The 16,079-nt window shown below is 36.5% G+C and carries 16 protein-coding genes; 1 reads left to right on the top strand and 15 read right to left on the bottom strand.

Annotated features, from left to right (window positions below):
• Positions 1-227: 227 nt before the first annotated feature.
• Complete coding sequence (locus ACE1OF_RS15460) at positions 228-1,517, top strand: alpha/beta fold hydrolase (protein ID WP_448895548.1); 1,290 nt, start codon at positions 228-230, stop codon at positions 1,515-1,517.
• Between the two features lie 41 nt (positions 1,518-1,558).
• Here ACE1OF_RS15460 and ACE1OF_RS15465 read toward each other — a convergent pair whose 3' ends face one another.
• From ACE1OF_RS15465 to ACE1OF_RS15535, 15 genes are all read right to left on the bottom strand, one after another.
• A complete protein-coding gene (locus ACE1OF_RS15465) occupies positions 1,559-2,272 on the bottom strand; it encodes a class I SAM-dependent methyltransferase (RefSeq protein WP_448895549.1) in 714 nt (237 codons plus the stop codon).
• Positions 2,273-2,276: 4 nt separating this feature from the next.
• Positions 2,277-3,503, bottom strand: a complete 1,227-nt coding sequence (locus ACE1OF_RS15470; protein WP_448895550.1) for a beta-ketoacyl-ACP synthase — start codon at positions 3,501-3,503, stop codon at positions 2,277-2,279.
• Positions 3,504-3,557: 54 nt separating this feature from the next.
• On the bottom strand, positions 3,558-4,079 hold the full coding sequence (locus ACE1OF_RS15475) for an ApeP family dehydratase (protein WP_448895551.1): 522 nt from the start codon (positions 4,077-4,079) through the stop codon (positions 3,558-3,560).
• A complete protein-coding gene (locus tag ACE1OF_RS15480; RefSeq protein ID WP_448895552.1) occupies positions 4,054-5,244 on the bottom strand; it encodes a beta-ketoacyl-[acyl-carrier-protein] synthase family protein in 1,191 nt (396 codons plus the stop codon). Before ACE1OF_RS15480 ends, ACE1OF_RS15475 begins: the two co-directional genes overlap by 26 nt.
• A complete protein-coding gene (locus ACE1OF_RS15485) occupies positions 5,237-5,800 on the bottom strand; it encodes a DUF3261 domain-containing protein (protein WP_448895553.1) in 564 nt (187 codons plus the stop codon). The genes ACE1OF_RS15480 and ACE1OF_RS15485 overlap by 8 nt, the downstream gene beginning before the upstream one ends.
• The gene (locus tag ACE1OF_RS15490; protein WP_448895554.1) at positions 5,797-7,050 is read right to left on the bottom strand and encodes an NAD(P)/FAD-dependent oxidoreductase; all 1,254 of its coding nucleotides are present in this window, start codon (positions 7,048-7,050) and stop codon (positions 5,797-5,799) included. Before ACE1OF_RS15490 ends, ACE1OF_RS15485 begins: the two co-directional genes overlap by 4 nt.
• Entirely contained in the window at positions 7,037-9,415 is a 2,379-nt protein-coding gene (locus ACE1OF_RS15495) for an MMPL family transporter (RefSeq protein WP_448895555.1), read from the bottom strand. Before ACE1OF_RS15495 ends, ACE1OF_RS15490 begins: the two co-directional genes overlap by 14 nt.
• Positions 9,393-10,076: an outer-membrane lipoprotein carrier protein LolA gene (locus tag ACE1OF_RS15500; RefSeq protein WP_448895556.1), complete on the bottom strand. Its 684-nt coding sequence runs from the start codon at positions 10,074-10,076 to the stop codon at positions 9,393-9,395. The genes ACE1OF_RS15495 and ACE1OF_RS15500 overlap by 23 nt, the downstream gene beginning before the upstream one ends.
• Entirely contained in the window at positions 10,073-10,519 is a 447-nt protein-coding gene (locus tag ACE1OF_RS15505; protein ID WP_448895557.1) for an acyl-CoA thioesterase, read from the bottom strand. Before ACE1OF_RS15505 ends, ACE1OF_RS15500 begins: the two co-directional genes overlap by 4 nt.
• Entirely contained in the window at positions 10,506-12,062 is a 1,557-nt protein-coding gene (locus ACE1OF_RS15510; RefSeq protein ID WP_448895558.1) for an HAL/PAL/TAL family ammonia-lyase, read from the bottom strand. The genes ACE1OF_RS15505 and ACE1OF_RS15510 overlap by 14 nt, the downstream gene beginning before the upstream one ends.
• A gap of 63 nt (positions 12,063-12,125) precedes the next feature.
• Positions 12,126-13,070, bottom strand: a complete 945-nt coding sequence (locus ACE1OF_RS15515; protein ID WP_448895559.1) for an LpxL/LpxP family acyltransferase — start codon at positions 13,068-13,070, stop codon at positions 12,126-12,128.
• Between the two features lie 14 nt (positions 13,071-13,084).
• Positions 13,085-13,834: a glycosyltransferase family 2 protein gene (locus ACE1OF_RS15520; RefSeq protein ID WP_448895560.1), complete on the bottom strand. Its 750-nt coding sequence runs from the start codon at positions 13,832-13,834 to the stop codon at positions 13,085-13,087.
• Complete coding sequence (locus ACE1OF_RS15525) at positions 13,834-14,184, bottom strand: ApeI family dehydratase (RefSeq protein WP_448895561.1); 351 nt, start codon at positions 14,182-14,184, stop codon at positions 13,834-13,836. The genes ACE1OF_RS15520 and ACE1OF_RS15525 overlap by 1 nt, the downstream gene beginning before the upstream one ends.
• Complete coding sequence (locus tag ACE1OF_RS15530) at positions 14,177-15,526, bottom strand: AMP-binding protein (protein WP_448895562.1); 1,350 nt, start codon at positions 15,524-15,526, stop codon at positions 14,177-14,179. The genes ACE1OF_RS15525 and ACE1OF_RS15530 overlap by 8 nt, the downstream gene beginning before the upstream one ends.
• On the bottom strand, positions 15,501-16,061 hold the full coding sequence (locus ACE1OF_RS15535) for a hypothetical protein (RefSeq protein WP_448895563.1): 561 nt from the start codon (positions 16,059-16,061) through the stop codon (positions 15,501-15,503). The genes ACE1OF_RS15530 and ACE1OF_RS15535 overlap by 26 nt, the downstream gene beginning before the upstream one ends.
• Between the last annotated feature and the right edge of the window lie 18 nt (positions 16,062-16,079).

Genomic DNA, 16,079 nt, shown 5'->3' on the forward strand with positions numbered 1-16,079 from the left:
CTAGAAACATTACTTGATGGGAAATCGATTTGGGCCGAAAAGAATTTAGCTCAAATCTAAGCTGACAAGGCACCCTAAAAATCGGGTAACTGTCAGATCAGGTCTGAGCTACTACAGATAAGGAGGTATTTATTATTTCAGTACAATCAAATCAAAATACGCGCTGTTTTAACAGAAAATTCTTACCGCTTTTCTTTTTACTTTTTCAGTGTGTTAGCGCGCCTGCAATGGCTAATGATTGGTATAAAGACTTTGGGCTTAATGAGCATGTTGTGTTTTCTGAAAAATATAATACCTCAGTAACTTTTTACCAAACCTCTAAACATCCCGCTAAAGCCTCTATCACCTTGATTCATGGGGTAGGCGGTTCAGCAGAAGATTTTAAAGAAATTGTCTCTAGCTTAGCTAAAAATTATGATTTGCTCTTGCTTGATCTCCCTGGTTTTGGTCTTTCTCAAAGTCAAGAAAACATTTTCTCACCACAAAAATATGCAACACTGTTAATTGATCTTTTACCAACCCTCGTTAATAGCACAAACTATATTGTTGGGCATTCTATGGGGGGGAATGTTTCCGTACAAATAGCCCTGCAAGCACCTACTTTAGCTAAAAAATTAATATTGATAGATGCCGCAGGTTTTTTGAATAAGTTTTCATATAGCGAGCATGTTGCAGCGAATTACGTTGGCAATCAACTACCTCTTGCCAAACAATATTCATCAACCGTAAAAAGCGTAGTGAATGCGCTAAATCAATTTTTACCAGACCCAACAGGAGTATTACTCAGCTCAACAGGCAGGTCGTTAATACTTGATGATAATATTAATGCCATTTCAGCACTTGCCGTGATGAATGAAGAATTGTCTGCGCTTATTCGACAAAAATCACCTCCTACCTTCATTATTTGGGGAGGAAAAGATCAGGTAATGCCAGTGCAAGTTTCTACCATGTTAAGTTACTTACTCAATACACATTCGGTATTCATTTTTCCAGAGGCGGGTCACTCACCTCAAAAACAATATCCTAATGACATTGTTAATAAAATTGATAACTTTATAAACACTAATCAACCTATTCCAGCACCTAAAATAGCAATATCAAACAAAGATATAACGATCGATTGTGATAGAAATGATGCTATTTCATTACTAAATAATACACAGTTTACGTCAGTTACTATCAATAACTGCAAACAAAAACAAATTACGCATTTACATGCTGAAAAAATAGTACTCAACCATTCTGCAGTGAGCTTTAATCATGTAAAAATTAATAACAACAACAATTACGCCATGATTTTGCATAACAGTGATGTTGAAATTTGGGGTGGAAGTTTAACCGCACTCACCATCGCGTATATTGAAAACAGCCAATTAGAGTTTAATGGTGTAGAACTCTATGCTAACAACGCTTTAGTTATTAGTAACCTACCTACAACCCTCAATGCATCATTAACACAAGTACACTTAAACAATACGGTATTTGATTGGCATGGCACTATTGAGGTTGGCTTGTAGTACAAGGCTGCAAGTGCAGTACTACACTTGCAGTTCTCAAATTAAACTGAGGGTTTTTGTGCAATAAGGTTTATCAGCGTTTCTTCTCTATCCTTTGGTGGTGCTATGCCAAACCAGTTTTCTTTTATGGCAAGATCTTCTCTACTCCACCATAAAAAGGGATAAGATATTTTATCATCAGGCACATAAAAACCAGCGTCACGCACTAAAGCTAAATATTCACTTGCTGTTTTTTGTACTTTCATTGGATGACGAAACAATAACTTAATGATAAATGAGTGAATATAACGTTTTGTTGATTCAGCAAACAATAAAACGCCACCGGGTTTTAATATACGATAAAATTCGCTTATAGCTTGTTCTTGATAAATTAAATGATGAAATGTTTGATGACATAACAACATATCAACCGAGTTATCTTCCAAATCAATCATAGAACTTGAACAGCAAACATAGTCAACATTCTTTAATTGCGCTATTTCAACTTCTTTTTTGGTTGCCTCAATCATTTCAGGGTCAATATCGATGGCAATAAGTTTATTTGGGCTGAATCGCTCATTTAACTTTTTAAGTGAACGCCCATAACCTACGCCTACATCAGCAATAACGTTATAGGTTGCAGTATCGTTATTCAGCAACCTTGTTAAATCATCCATGGCAACTTCAAGCACGTAATTGGTCCAAGTATCACTACGTAAGAACCACTTACCAAAGCTAGATTCAGGTACATGGGCTTGTGCTAAAACATTTTTCAATGACTTAATCCATTCGTTTGAATATTAGTGAGGTATTTATGCCACCGAAAGCAAAGTTGTTACTCATAACATATTGCGCATCAATCATGCGGCCATCACCCGTAATATAATCAAGCTCAGCACATTCGGGATCAACATTATCTAAATTAATCGTGGGTGAAAACCAACCGTTGTTCATCATGGAAATACAAGCCCAAGATTCAATAGCACCACAAGCACCTAAAGTATGACCTAAATAGCTTTTTAACGAGCTAATAGGAGTATGGGTTGAAATAGCCATTGCCGTCGCATGAGTTTCAGCAATATCACCTCTGTCGGTTGCAGTACCATGGGCATTAACGTAACCAATATCTTCAGCACTTACGTTAGCATCATTCATGGCTTCGGTAATTGCTTTCGCCATTGTTTCCTTGGTGGGTTGCGTTACATGTACACCATCAGAATTTGTGCCATACCCCACTATTTCAGCGTAAATATGAGCACCTCTGGCAACCGCATGTTCATATTCTTCAAGAATCAGTGTTCCTGCGCCTTCTCCAATAACTAAACCGTCTCGATCTTTATCAAAAGGACGAGGGGTTTGTTTTGGCTGTGAGTTTTTTGTTGAAGTAGCATAGAGGGTATCAAAAACTGCAACTTCACTTGGGCAAAACTCCTCTCCTCCGCCAGCAATCATAATATCTTGTTTACCAAATTTTATGGCTTCGTAAGCATAACCTATCGCTTGAGAACCAGAAGTACACGCTGAACTTGTGGTATAAACACGGCCAGAGATACCAAAAAAAACACCAATATTAACGGCCGTGGTATGGCTCATCATTCTAATATAGCTAGTTGCGGTAACACCCTGCATGTTACCTGACTTTAACAAGTCTCCAAAAGCCATAATAGGGTCTGTTGACCCCGTAGATGAACCGTAAGCTACCCCCATTCGGCCTGATTTAAAATAATCGCCCGACAACAGCTTAGCGTCTTCAAGAGCAACTTCGGTGGCTCTTGTTGCCATTAAAGCAACACGCCCCATTGAACGAACTTGTTTACGACTATAATGAGCAGGCTTAGTAAAATCTAAAATAGGTGCCGACAAATGCGTATTTAATCCGTCGATACCTTTTAGGGTTTCATCAACTTGAACAACATTTTGCTTTTTTCGCAAATTATGTTCGAAATCTTGCCAATTATGTCCTAATGCCGTTATAGCCGACATTCCTGTTACAACAACACGTCTCATTCTTACAAAAAGCCCCTTAGGAAATTAAACTTTATCTCTTCGAACATAAACTATTTATAACTGTTCAGCTAAAAATTCTGTCGGATTTTCGGGTTGAAATACATTAACCCGTGCCGAAGCGATCTCTTTATTGTCAATGAATATAGCACAATCAAAGGCACTTAACCCTGATTCATCTTTATATAACAGTTTCACCGTTATTTGTAAGACCATGCCCAACTTAAAAACAGCATAATCACATTTATATTTTCGTGTACTCACTAAAAAACCAATCTCAACGGGTCGGTTATTTATTAATTCATTTGCGTTAGCATAAGCCGCAATGCTTTGTGCCATATACTCTATGCCAACATAGCTAGGTACACCTTGAAGCGTGGTATCAAAAAGTAAGCTTTGCTCAGTTATTAAATGACTGCAGGTTGCGCTGTCGTCATCAAAACTAATCAATGAATCAAGTAATATCATGGGATGATCATGCGGTAATACTTGTTCAATTGTAAATTTTGGTATTTCTGTTTTTTTTATATCAGTTGTAGAAAACTCTGACATTTTAAGCCCCAATAAGAATGCTGACATTATTGCCGCCAAAGGCAAATGAGTTTGATAGACAATATTTAAACGGCTTTTTACTTTGTTGGCCTATCTGTGTCAATGCTATTTCTGCTAAAGAAGGATCTTTATCGTTATCCCAACAGTGAGGAATAAAGTATTGATTATTATCTTGCATCATTAACCAACACAAGCCAATTTCAGTAGCTCCAGCAGCACCTAACGTATGGCCAATCATCCCTTTTACTGAGCTACAAGGCGTATCGCTGCCAAAAAGCGCATTGACAGCCATTGCTTCCATGGCATCATTTTTTTGGGTTGCCGTGCCATGTAAATTAATATAGTCAACATCGCTAGGTAAAATACCCGCACTGTCTATGGCTTGGTTCATTGCAGTAACCGCCCCCTCACCTTCTGGGTGTGGTGCTGACATATGATGAGCATCACTTGATTCGCCACAACCTAAAAGCTTTATTTGACCTTTATCTTTACGCAAAACACACAACGCAGCGGCCTCGCCTAGGTTAATACCATCTCGATTTACGCTGGACGGCTGGCATAAGCCGCTTGATGTTGAGTCAAGTGCAGAAAAACCATTTACGGTCATACCACACAAAGCATCAACTCCACCTACAACAGCAGCATCAATAACACCCGCATGAATAAGTTCTTTTGCCGTTACAAATGCTTTTGCACTAGACGAACACGCGGTTGAAATAGTAAAAGCAGGGCCTTTCAGCCCTAAATCGTCGGCAATAAATTCAGCTAAATTGAACATTTCTTGCTTACGGTAATCGTAATCATCAGGAAAATGTTTTGTTGCTAATTCAACTTTAACCGCATTTTCACCTTCATAAATACCAGAAGTACTCGTACCAACAATAACACCAATTCTATCAGTGCTGGTGGTTGACTTTAGATCATCCACTTCTGCCTGAAGTGACTGTAACGCAAGCTTAGCTAATTGATTATTACGCGTATTGAAGTGCTTAGCTTTATCTTGAAGTTCAGGTAATGCTGTCGTTACTGCGCCTACAAATAAACTCCCCTCATTTGGGAAGGATTCATTTTGTACTAATCCGTCTCGCTTACCTAGCAACATATTATTTTTAATATCACTTAAGTTACTGCCAAGTGGATTGACTAAGGCAAAGTCACTTAAGAAAATATCAAGAGTGTTTGTTTTATTCATTAACTTGCTCGATCGTTAATTGATAATGCTCAATGGCATTTATTAAAATTATTTTGTTTTCTACATAGGTAATTTTAACAATAATTTGCTCTGAATGTCGTATTTCTCTTACCTGCTCAGTCATGCTACTTTTACTTGTAAATAGTTCAAAGTTGGGTAAAAGCCCCGCTCTAATATTATCTTCAGGCCATTTAACTAATTGAATATCTCGTATTATACGCATTACCATGCTCTTATCGAATGTCATACTTGAAAAACCTAAAAGTCCCTCGCTGCTATGCCATTTTGCTTGAATAATAGGTAAACCACTAAAAGTCATGGCACCTAAATTTAAGGTTTGCTCACCCGTTTCTATTTGCGTTAATAACGAGCGTTGTTCGTCTTGTTGAAACGTTAAGGTTTCTAAAAAAACTTTATTTTGTAATGATGCTGGCAATGCCTGTAGCTGATAAAACATATTGCTATGTTTATTGTTATAACTTGAAGAACAAGAAAGCACACTAGCGAACGTGATTATTAATACCGCCCAACGGAAAACAGTCAACAAAGCAATCACTCGTTTTCGTCACTTTCTTGGCAAATATCAACTAACGCCGCGAGTCTACGCTCTGTTTTGTTAACATACGGATTTTCTTGATCCCATGCATAACCTGCCAAAATAGAACAAATCATGGCTTTTACATCATTGTCTTCTTTTTGGAAAAAAATCACATTTTGTAATTCAGCATCATACCAAGACATAACAAAATGTTTAAAAACCTCAACGCCTGCTTTTAAATTATCAGCATATTGAGCCTGCCAAGACACCTTTTCACCAGACAGTTGTTTATTTAATAAGTTTGCAGCTAGTGATGCTGAATACATGGCAATAGTGACCCCTGATGAAAAGACAGGATCTAAAAACTCTCCCGCATTACCGAGCAAAGCAAATCGCTCACCGTATAACCGAGTGACATCAGAAGAATAACCTTGCAACGCGCTTACTGGCGTAGTTTTTTTTGATTTTTGAAGCAATTCTGCTAAATAAGGTTCTTGCGCTAAAAAATAATCAAATACTGCTTCATTGGATTGAGACTGGTCAAAATATTTTACATCGCCCACAACACCAAAACTTACCGTGCCATCTGAAAAGGGAATTAACCAATACCAAATATCGTTCATTTCAGGGTGTACCGTAATTAATATTTTATCTCGGTCATAGCTTTCGTCGCTTATGCCATCTTCTAGATGACAAAATACAGCACGCCTGTCAGACAACGTACTAGGTAATTCTAACGATAATAATCTTGGCAGAACGCGACCGTAACCACTGGCATCAAGCAAAAATTTTGCTGAAAACTTGCTCGTACCTTCTTCATTTTTTACCGAAACTACAGCTGTTTCATCATTAAAGTCAACGGCAGTAACTTCATGCTTATAGCGAATATCAGCGCCTATTTCTTCGGCTCGGTCGGCAAGTACTTTATCAAAATCAGCTCGTTTTACTTGAAACGTTGTGCCTGCCCCTGCGCTAAATTTTTTACTAAAATCAAAATTGGAATGCTCACCGTTTCGATAAAAGGCCGCACCATTTTTATATTGAAACCCTCGTTCATCAGCTTGCGACTGCACGGCTTCAAGCATGTCAGCTTCTTCAATAAAACGCATGCATTGCGGCAATAAACTTTCACCAATAGAAAAACGGGGAAACTCTTCTCTTTCAATAACAAGCACTTTCCAACCTTTTTGCACTAATATACTAGCAGCAACGGCACCCGAAGGTCCTGCACCGATGACAACTACATCAAACGTTTCATTTACTGGCATTGTGACCTCGTTTTCCTGAAATTTTAGTCATAATTGGGGCTAACATAAAAGTAAGCACTATCCCCAAAAATACGGTTTGCCCAAAACTTGCAATTGCAGGCGTTGAGCTAAAACTTAATATAGCAAATACAAAAATAGAGCTTAATGCTGACATTAATGTAGTTTTAGTAATTAATGTAGAAAAACCATGTTCCGCGTAAAAAATAGAATAATCAAGCCCTAACGCTAAAATAACTAGCCCTGCGGCAAGGTTAAATAAGGTGATATTGCCTTGTAAAAGAGCACTTATCGCCAGCGCGATAGCAAAAGCACAGGCAGGAACCACAACCCCTAAACAAGCTTTTTTAAAACCATAGCGAAAATAAAATATAACAAAACCTGCTAAACAGGCAGCCACAAAGATATAAGCAAGTACCAATCTAAATGTACCTAGTTCCAACTCAGTATCGGCTAGCTTATCAACAAAAACTGCATTTTCAAGCACACTCAATGCGTTAGAAAGCGTATTGACATCACGAATACCAGCAAATTTAATCATGGAGTAATAATAATTATTATCTTGTAGCCATAAATGCTTGAATAGCTTGCCTATAGAACTATTAAACCAATGACTGGGCAATAAATAATGGTTAAGAGGCTGCACCGTAACATCATTATTACCTAGTATTACACTTAACTTGTCAAACTGACCTTGTTTTTTTGAACTAATTAACAAGGCATTATTACGTTGCTGCTGTTTAATTGAAGGTAACCAGTTTGCCACGGCCTGATAACTAGCAAATACATTCTCGGCTTGTAAATTGTTTAAAATAACAAGGGCTTTTTCTTCATTTTCAAGTAACGCTTGTGGTGTTTCAGCTTGTAGAAGTAAGTATTGGTTATCTAACTTCTGGCCTAACATCTTTTTCACTTTATTTTCGGTCTCAAGTAATTGTGCTGGTACTTGGTAAAAAGATTTTGCATCATCGGAAAAAACAGTTTTACCTAAAATAACCAGTGAAAGTAATGATAGGGTTAAGATGAAAAATGAATAACCTCGCCAATTTTTTAGCATTGCTTGATGCTGTTTATTTACCCTGAAAAAAACAGTGTTATTGTCTTGCTCACCACTAACATTACTAGCAAAGTTAATTCGTTGATGTAAGTAAGGAAACACCAGTAATACCGTGATAAGTGCCCCAAACAAGCCAAAAATAGTAAACACGGCAATTTGTTTAAAAATAACAATAGGCACTACCACCAAGAGCAAATAACCCAATGCTGTGGTCAGAAAACTTAATATCAATGATACATTAATATTTTTTAATGGATTTAAATGAGCAGTTGAAACATGTTGTAATTCAGTCAAGCTGTGAAAACTGTAATCAGCCGCAATGCCAATTAAGGTAACAGCAAAAACAAGGGATAAAACATTTACTTCATCAAAAAATAGATTTAACCCTAAAAAGCCATAAACAATGCTAATGCCAATTAAAAAAATGGTACAAAACAAAGTAACAAAACGACGGTAGGCAAAATAAATAAGTAACAAGGTTGCTAAAATAGACAGGCCACCTAACCATTGCATTTCTTGTTGTGCCTGTTCACTTGCTTCATAGCTATAAAATATGGCGCCAGTACGAATATAATCAATCGCCTGATCTTGAGGTAAAACTTTTGATGTATCTGTTAAGGTTGTCGCAAGTTCAGGGGCACTAATATTATCAAGCTGTGAAACAATACTTTTAGTCGTTTTTAGGTCAAACGCACCTTCCGCTGTTTTCATTGTTACTAAAACATAATAGTTACTTTGGTAGTTCAACGTTAAATAACCGTCTGAGGTAATAGTCAATTTATTAGACGGAAAAGGTGAACGATTTAAATAATGCGCCAAAGCTAGCGTGGGGTCTTTTGCTATAGTTTGCCCAACGATTTGATCCCCTAATTGATTTAATAATTGAAATTGTAAATCAAATATTTGTTTGTTTTTTTGTACTAAATATTCTGTGAATGTAGGGGTAAGGAGTTGTTGTTCAAAGCCACTGTAGCTATCAATAAGGCTTTGCTGATTGGGTATGTTTTTCAGTTGCGCAGAAACATTTTCAATACCGTCAATTTGCTTTAATTGTAAAGCTAATTGGTCAGCAGCTTGAATAGCAACACGCTGTTGTGAATGCCCGACAAGGTAAAGTAAACTGGTATTTAAATTAGCATCTATTTTTTTTTGAACAGCTTGCCATTGGTTATGATGTTCAACCGAAAAAAGTGAGGTTAAATTGGCATTAAAAGTAATTGGTTTTTCAATAAAAATAAATACCCCAAGCAATGCCAACAACAAGCATTGCGATAGCCAAAGGTAAAACTTATGGGTTGATGTTAAATTCATGAATATCTTCATCTGAAAGTTGTTCAGTGGTTATCATCAATTCAATTTCAGTCAAATTATCTTGGGCATCTCTGATCGTAACAAACCGTTGTGATTGATTGTCGGGCATACAAACACTAATATGCTTAATAGCTTGTGATAAAATCATATCCTCAGGCGATAACTGCAAACACTGTTGTTCATCCATTGAAACATGCCATTGAGACTGGCTAATATCACCAGTAAAAATAGCACGAATGAGTGTTTCTACACTGGCATTACTTACAACCAATTGGTAATTGGTTGATGCTTTATTAGTTAATTGCCACACTTGATCTTCAATGATTACTAATTTAGAAAAAACTGGTGATTGAACCTGCCAAATAATACTGTTTTGATAAATTTTTAATAAGCCTTTTGACACAATAGGATTAGTAAGAAAACTTAAATGTTTTTGTTGTGTAAAACTCGCAACTCCCTGCTTTATTTGTAACCTTGCTAAAAAACGTTCTAAGCGGATATTAGGGTCAGATATATTGACGTCGGTATCCGTTTGCTTATTTTTGTGACTATTGATACTGGTTTTTTTTTCATTATGGCGAATTTCGCTACTGTCATTTGCCCATACTTGTACTGAGAAAACGAATAATACAGACAATAAAAAACGCAATAATACAGTCATGATTCTTGGCTTACATCGGCTAAGAAAGGTGCTAATTTTTCCAACAATACTGCTGGCGATTCAAATTGCATTTCATTGCTTTCAATATTCACCGCTACTTGCACAGTATAAGCCTTTGTTAAAAGTTGGTTCGATTCTGCATTAAATATTCTGTAGGATATTTTTAACCGCGTTTCATACTCGACTAGTGTTGCTTCAACACGAATTTTATGACCAAATTGTGCTGATTTTACATATTTAAGTCGCATATCAACGATAGGCCACACATAACCCGAGTCTTCCATATCGTTATAGTCGTAATTAAATTTACGCAATAGTTGGCAACGAGCATCCTCAATATATTTAACATAGTTGCCATGCCACACAACACGCATGGCATCCACATCATAAAATTGAATATCTATTTCATGAGCTACCGTTAAAATGCCTTTAACTTTCCTCATATAGTGTCCAACGTTGGTTTTGAATATATTCAATGGTTTGACGCAAAATAACGTCAGTTGGGCGATCTTCCTCTAACAAGTCAAAAAAGCTTGATACATCATCAATCATGCTTCTAATCTCTGCGGTTAATGAATCACGACAAAGTTCAGCATTGAGTATTCTGATACGGATGCCTTGTACAGCCGCCAATAACGTTGCCGCTAATACTTGCTCTGTTAATTGCAATATTCTTAAACAATCTCTAGCCGCTATAGTACCCATACTGACTTTGTCTTGATTATGGCATTCAGTTGAGCGCGAAAAAACACTGGCTGGCATCGTTAACTTTAATGCTTCTGCTGTCCATGCAGAACAACCAATTTGGATTGCTTTAAAGCCATGGTTAATGTGCCTTCTTACCCCTTGAGAAGCGGTTAAATTAGGTGGCAAACCATGATTCATTTTAATATCAACCAAGGTCGCTATTTGTCTATCCGCTAAATCAGCTAAATTGGCAACACAGTTTTTCATTGAATCCATTGCCATGGCAATATGACCACCATAAAAATGACCGCCATGAAGAATGTGCTCACCAATACCATCAATAATCGGGTTATCGTTAGCACTGTTTAATTCATTTTCAATCATACTTCTCAGCCAAGGTAGGCTGTCAGCTAAAACCCCAATAACATGTGGCGCACAACGAATTGAATATCGGTCTTGCAAGCGATGCGAATTTCTTGGGTGTTCATGATGGTTCAAGTCACCTTGTATCCATTTGGCAATTTGATTTTGCCCTGGATGAGGTTTCACACTAAATAAAATATCGTCAAAATGATTGCTATTACCTTTTAAAGCTAAACTTGATAACGCAGTAATTCTTGCCATTAATTTAGTCGCGTATTCTGCGCGTTTATAAGCAGTACAGGCTAAAGCTGTCATGACAGCTGTGCCATTCATGATTGCTAAGCCTTCTTTAGGACGCAGCTTGATTGGCGACAATCCCTCTTGCTCAAATGCTTTAGCTGCAAGTACCACTTCACCTTTATAATACGTGTCACGTTCGCCAATGAGTGTACCTGCAACATACGACAAGGGAGTTAAATCACCACTTGCTCCTACCGAACCTTCTTGAGGTATAACAGGTAAAATATTACGATTGAGTAATTCAACTAACAGGTCTAATAAATTCCAACTGACCCCTGAATAACCACGAGTTAATGACGCAAGTCGAGCTGCTAATATAGCGCGAGATTGCTCTGGCGTGAAAAACTCACCCAAGCCACAACCATGAAAACGCGTTAGATGCATAGGTAATTCATCAATTAAATCATAAGGCACTTCAAACATAACAGAGTCACCATAACCTGTGGTTACTCCGTAAATATGTCCTTCTTCACTTAATATTTTTTCTAAAAACTTCACGCCAGAATCTATGCGCTGCCTAAAGTCTTCTGCTTTGGATAAAGCAACAGGTTCTGATGATTTTGAGACATTAACAATATCTTCAATCGTTAAATTACCTTCTCCAAATAAAATCTTTTTATTTTTAGGGGGGGTCACTGATTGCTCTCCAAAGCTATTTCAACTTTTTGTTCTAATGTGCTGTTATAATAAGGATGATTTTTATTTTTTGGTGTTATGCCAAAAATTAAAAAAATTAAACCATTGATATGGGGATTTTTGACAATAATATTCTAATCGTTGGGCATACTTTATTGCAAGCCCAGTAAAATAGTCATTGCGTTCTTTACGTTTTACTTTTTTCGGTTGCGCGAACTCCTCAATACAGGCTTTAAATCGGCCTTTTTCTTTCACGCAAAACATTAAAAATACAGGACATTCCATAATAGCAGCAAGTGCAAAAGGCCCCTTAGCAAAAGGTGCATCTTCCCCCATAAAAGGTACTTGATAAACACTATCAGGATTATTCACAGACGTTCTATCGGCAAAGATAACAATGGCTTCACCGTCTTCTATTTTTTGTTTTAATTGAATGGAGTCTGCGGGACCAAAATTATTAATATGAATAAAATTTATTGCCGCGTCTTTATTCACTTTCTTTAAAAAATTATTAAATGTTGGTGTGTGTTCATTGTAGGTGATTACATTGAGTTTTCGTTTATGTTCACCTGAGCTAAAAATAGCACGACAAACTTCCATATTACCCAAATGCGCACTAAAAATAACTGCGCCATTAGCATCGAGTAAAGACTGGTAAGCATCTTTATTGACAATATCTATATCATTAATGCTGACTTTACCTAACCAGGCATCAAACTTATCCACAATGGCTAAACCAAAGTTATAGAAAACACGAAAACCTTTTCTAAACAATTGTCCTTGTGTAAGTACCCTATTATGCTGATGTTTATTAAGGTTACTTAAATAATGATGGATACTTTTTCGCGCTACACTGCCCGACAAATAAAAATAAACCATGACAGGAAATAAAATCACTTTAAATAGCCAATTTCCTAAGTATTTATGAATAAATACCAAAACTTCAATACCAAGCATTGAACCGCGTTCTTTAAACTTTGACCAATGTAGATCTTCTTTTTCACTCATAATATCTACCTTGATTATTTAATTGATTGACTTGATGACAGTTTTCTTAATAGTAATTTGGGTAAACGCCATAGCATGCCAAAAAATAAACGTGTATGCATTTTAGTAATTAATACATTGTCTTTAAATGCATGAAAATGTGATAAACCAAACTCAGGGTAGTGTACTTTGGTTTTTACAAAACGCACGTTAACCCCTTGCCAAATCAGTTTTACCATCACTTCAATATCAAAATCCATGCGCTTACCTAAAGTTGCGGTGCTAATCAGTGTTGCATATTCAGCTAACGGATATACACGATAACCACACATGGTATCGATAACTTTAAATGACAAGGTTTCTAGTGCTACCCAAAAATGGGTAATATAGCGACCATAAAATCGGCCTTTAGAGATAGAGTTATCGTAAACGGGTTGACCGCTGATAAGATCATTAGGGTATTGTTCTGCTGCACAAATAAATGCCTGTAAATCAGCTAAATCATGTTGGCCGTCGGCATCAACCTGCAAAGCATGCGTCATATTATTTTCGATAGCAGCAGCTAGGCCTGTTTGCATAGCCGCGCCTTTACCACCATTTTCACTATGTTGAATTAACTGTACGTTTTCAAATTCTTGTGCCACTTGTTCTAATACTTTTTTTGTTGACGCTTGGCTACCATCATCAATAATAATAATAGGAAATGAATACTGTGTTAAGGCAAGCACCGTATCACGAATGACGAGGTCATGGTTATAACACGGAATAACAAAGCAGCATTTCATTATTGATAAACAACCCGGGCAGACGAGTGGCTACCATTTTCAGAACTATAACTAAAACTAAATTTATGCTCATTAATTTTTTTAAGACACAGTTTAACTTGACTATTAGGCGCGATAATTACTTGAAATTTTAATGCATCAATAGCTTTATAGTCACTAATTTGCATGGCAAAATGTTTATGTAGATAATGTAAAGCCCAATGTACTTGCACAACCCCAGCTAAAATAGGTGCATTAGGAAAATGACCAGCAAAATAATAAACATCCTCAGAAATACTTAACGATAAAGTTAATGTATCTTCATGGCGCTCTATGTAATCTACTTCTGGAAACATCACTTTGCTATTCAAAAAATTTCTCCATCGCTAACTTATTTAATTTGCCCGACGAATTATAAGGTAAAGCAGGTAAATAACGAAATTTTTTTGGTATAGCGATAACTTCTAAATCATTCACTAAATATGTTTTTATTCGGCGATTAAACACAAGATTTCTACTGTTTAATAATTCTTTTTTAGCCTCATCGGTTAAAACAATCGCGGCAACAATTTGTAAGCCTCGTTTATTTAACTGAGTTAAACAAAAAGCATCTTCTACAAAATCAATGGCTTTTAAACATTGTTGCACATGGTCAAGAGAGACTCTTTTCTCTTCAATTTTAACAATACGATCAACACGCCCAAGTAACTTGAAACATCCCTCGGTATCTATGCTAATTTGATCATCAGTAACATACCAACCTTCATGAGCGAAATACGGAGATTTTAACATTAAGCATTGACTAACATCTTGACAAGAAAGCTCAATATCGCCAAAGGGTTGCCAACGATTGCTTTGCCCAGCAGAGCGTTGTCGCCATGCTATACCACCCGTTTCTGTACTACCATAAACTTCAACAGGACTTTGTGCTAACTGCTCATTAAGTTGCTGACTTGCTTCATCACTTAGCGGACCACCAGAAGAGAACATCACCTTAATATGGTCATGGATACTAGTGTAAACATTGTCTTTTATCAATCGATGATAATGTGCTGGACTGCTAACTAGTGTAATGCTTTTTAGGTTATATTTATGATAATCATGGCAAAGATGTTCAGGGTATTCATAAGGCTGCAATATCACATCGCGACTAAACCAAATAGGCCACATTAGTTTGAATAAAAGCCCATAAATATGTTGATGAGATACAGTGGAAACAACAGTTGAATGGCCAAGCTTATCGCCAAAACATTTTTCTAATTGCATTATTTCTGTTAATAAATGCTGAAAATTTTTGTTAATGGCTTTCGCATCACCAGTAGAGCCTGATGTGAACAGTGTAATTTCCGTATTACTGGCAATACTCAATGGCGATGCTATGGGTAATCTGCTTTTGGGACAGTAAGAAACAATATTATCAACTGCTGGCATTAGCTCAGCTGCACCAGCAAAACCATCTGCTAATTCCATACACCAGTGTAATTGGTTAACGGTGCCATTTTGTGGCAAAATAATTTTTTTATTCGCCGTTAATAAAGCAAAAAATAATACTGAAAATTGATAAGCATCATCGCAATATAATAGCCATGTCTTGGCCTGATTATTAGTAAAACATTCTTTGTGATAATTAACCGAACTTAACCATTGAGGATAACTAATATTTTGTTCTACAAATAAAGTATTTGAATTAGGTAATGTAATTTGATCGGTCATGTTTTTTGAAGTTTCGCCTAACTAGCCATTCACACGCAAATAATATTCCCATTAAAATATAGGAGATAATTCCGTTATATAGAGTCCAATATTCATCACTTTGAAAAACAGTCCATAAAGCAATCAACCCATTAATTATGAAGAAAAAACACCAAACCAAGGTGACTTTTCGTGTATAAATAACAGCATTTTCAGTTAATTTATCTCTTGCACTTGCAACAAGCGTTATGACTGTTGGTGGTTTAAAAATGGAATAAATAAAAACACTAAAAAAACTAAAACTAATGACTACTGGATATAATTTTAGTAAAAGAGCTGAATTAGCAAATACATTAAAACCAAGCAGTAAAATAGCATTAATAGCGACGATTTTAAGTAACGGTGAAACCGTTTTATTTTTAGAAAAATAAACTCTTATTAAAGTTAAAAACACTAAAGCTAACGCAAGTATCGACGGTTCAAACCAACTAAGCCCAACATAAACAATGAATGGGTATAAAAGAAAAACAAGCCCTAGTGCTATATTTTTTATCACAATTAATTGTTCATCAAC

The sequence above is a fragment of the Colwellia sp. E150_009 genome (genome assembly GCF_053543955.1).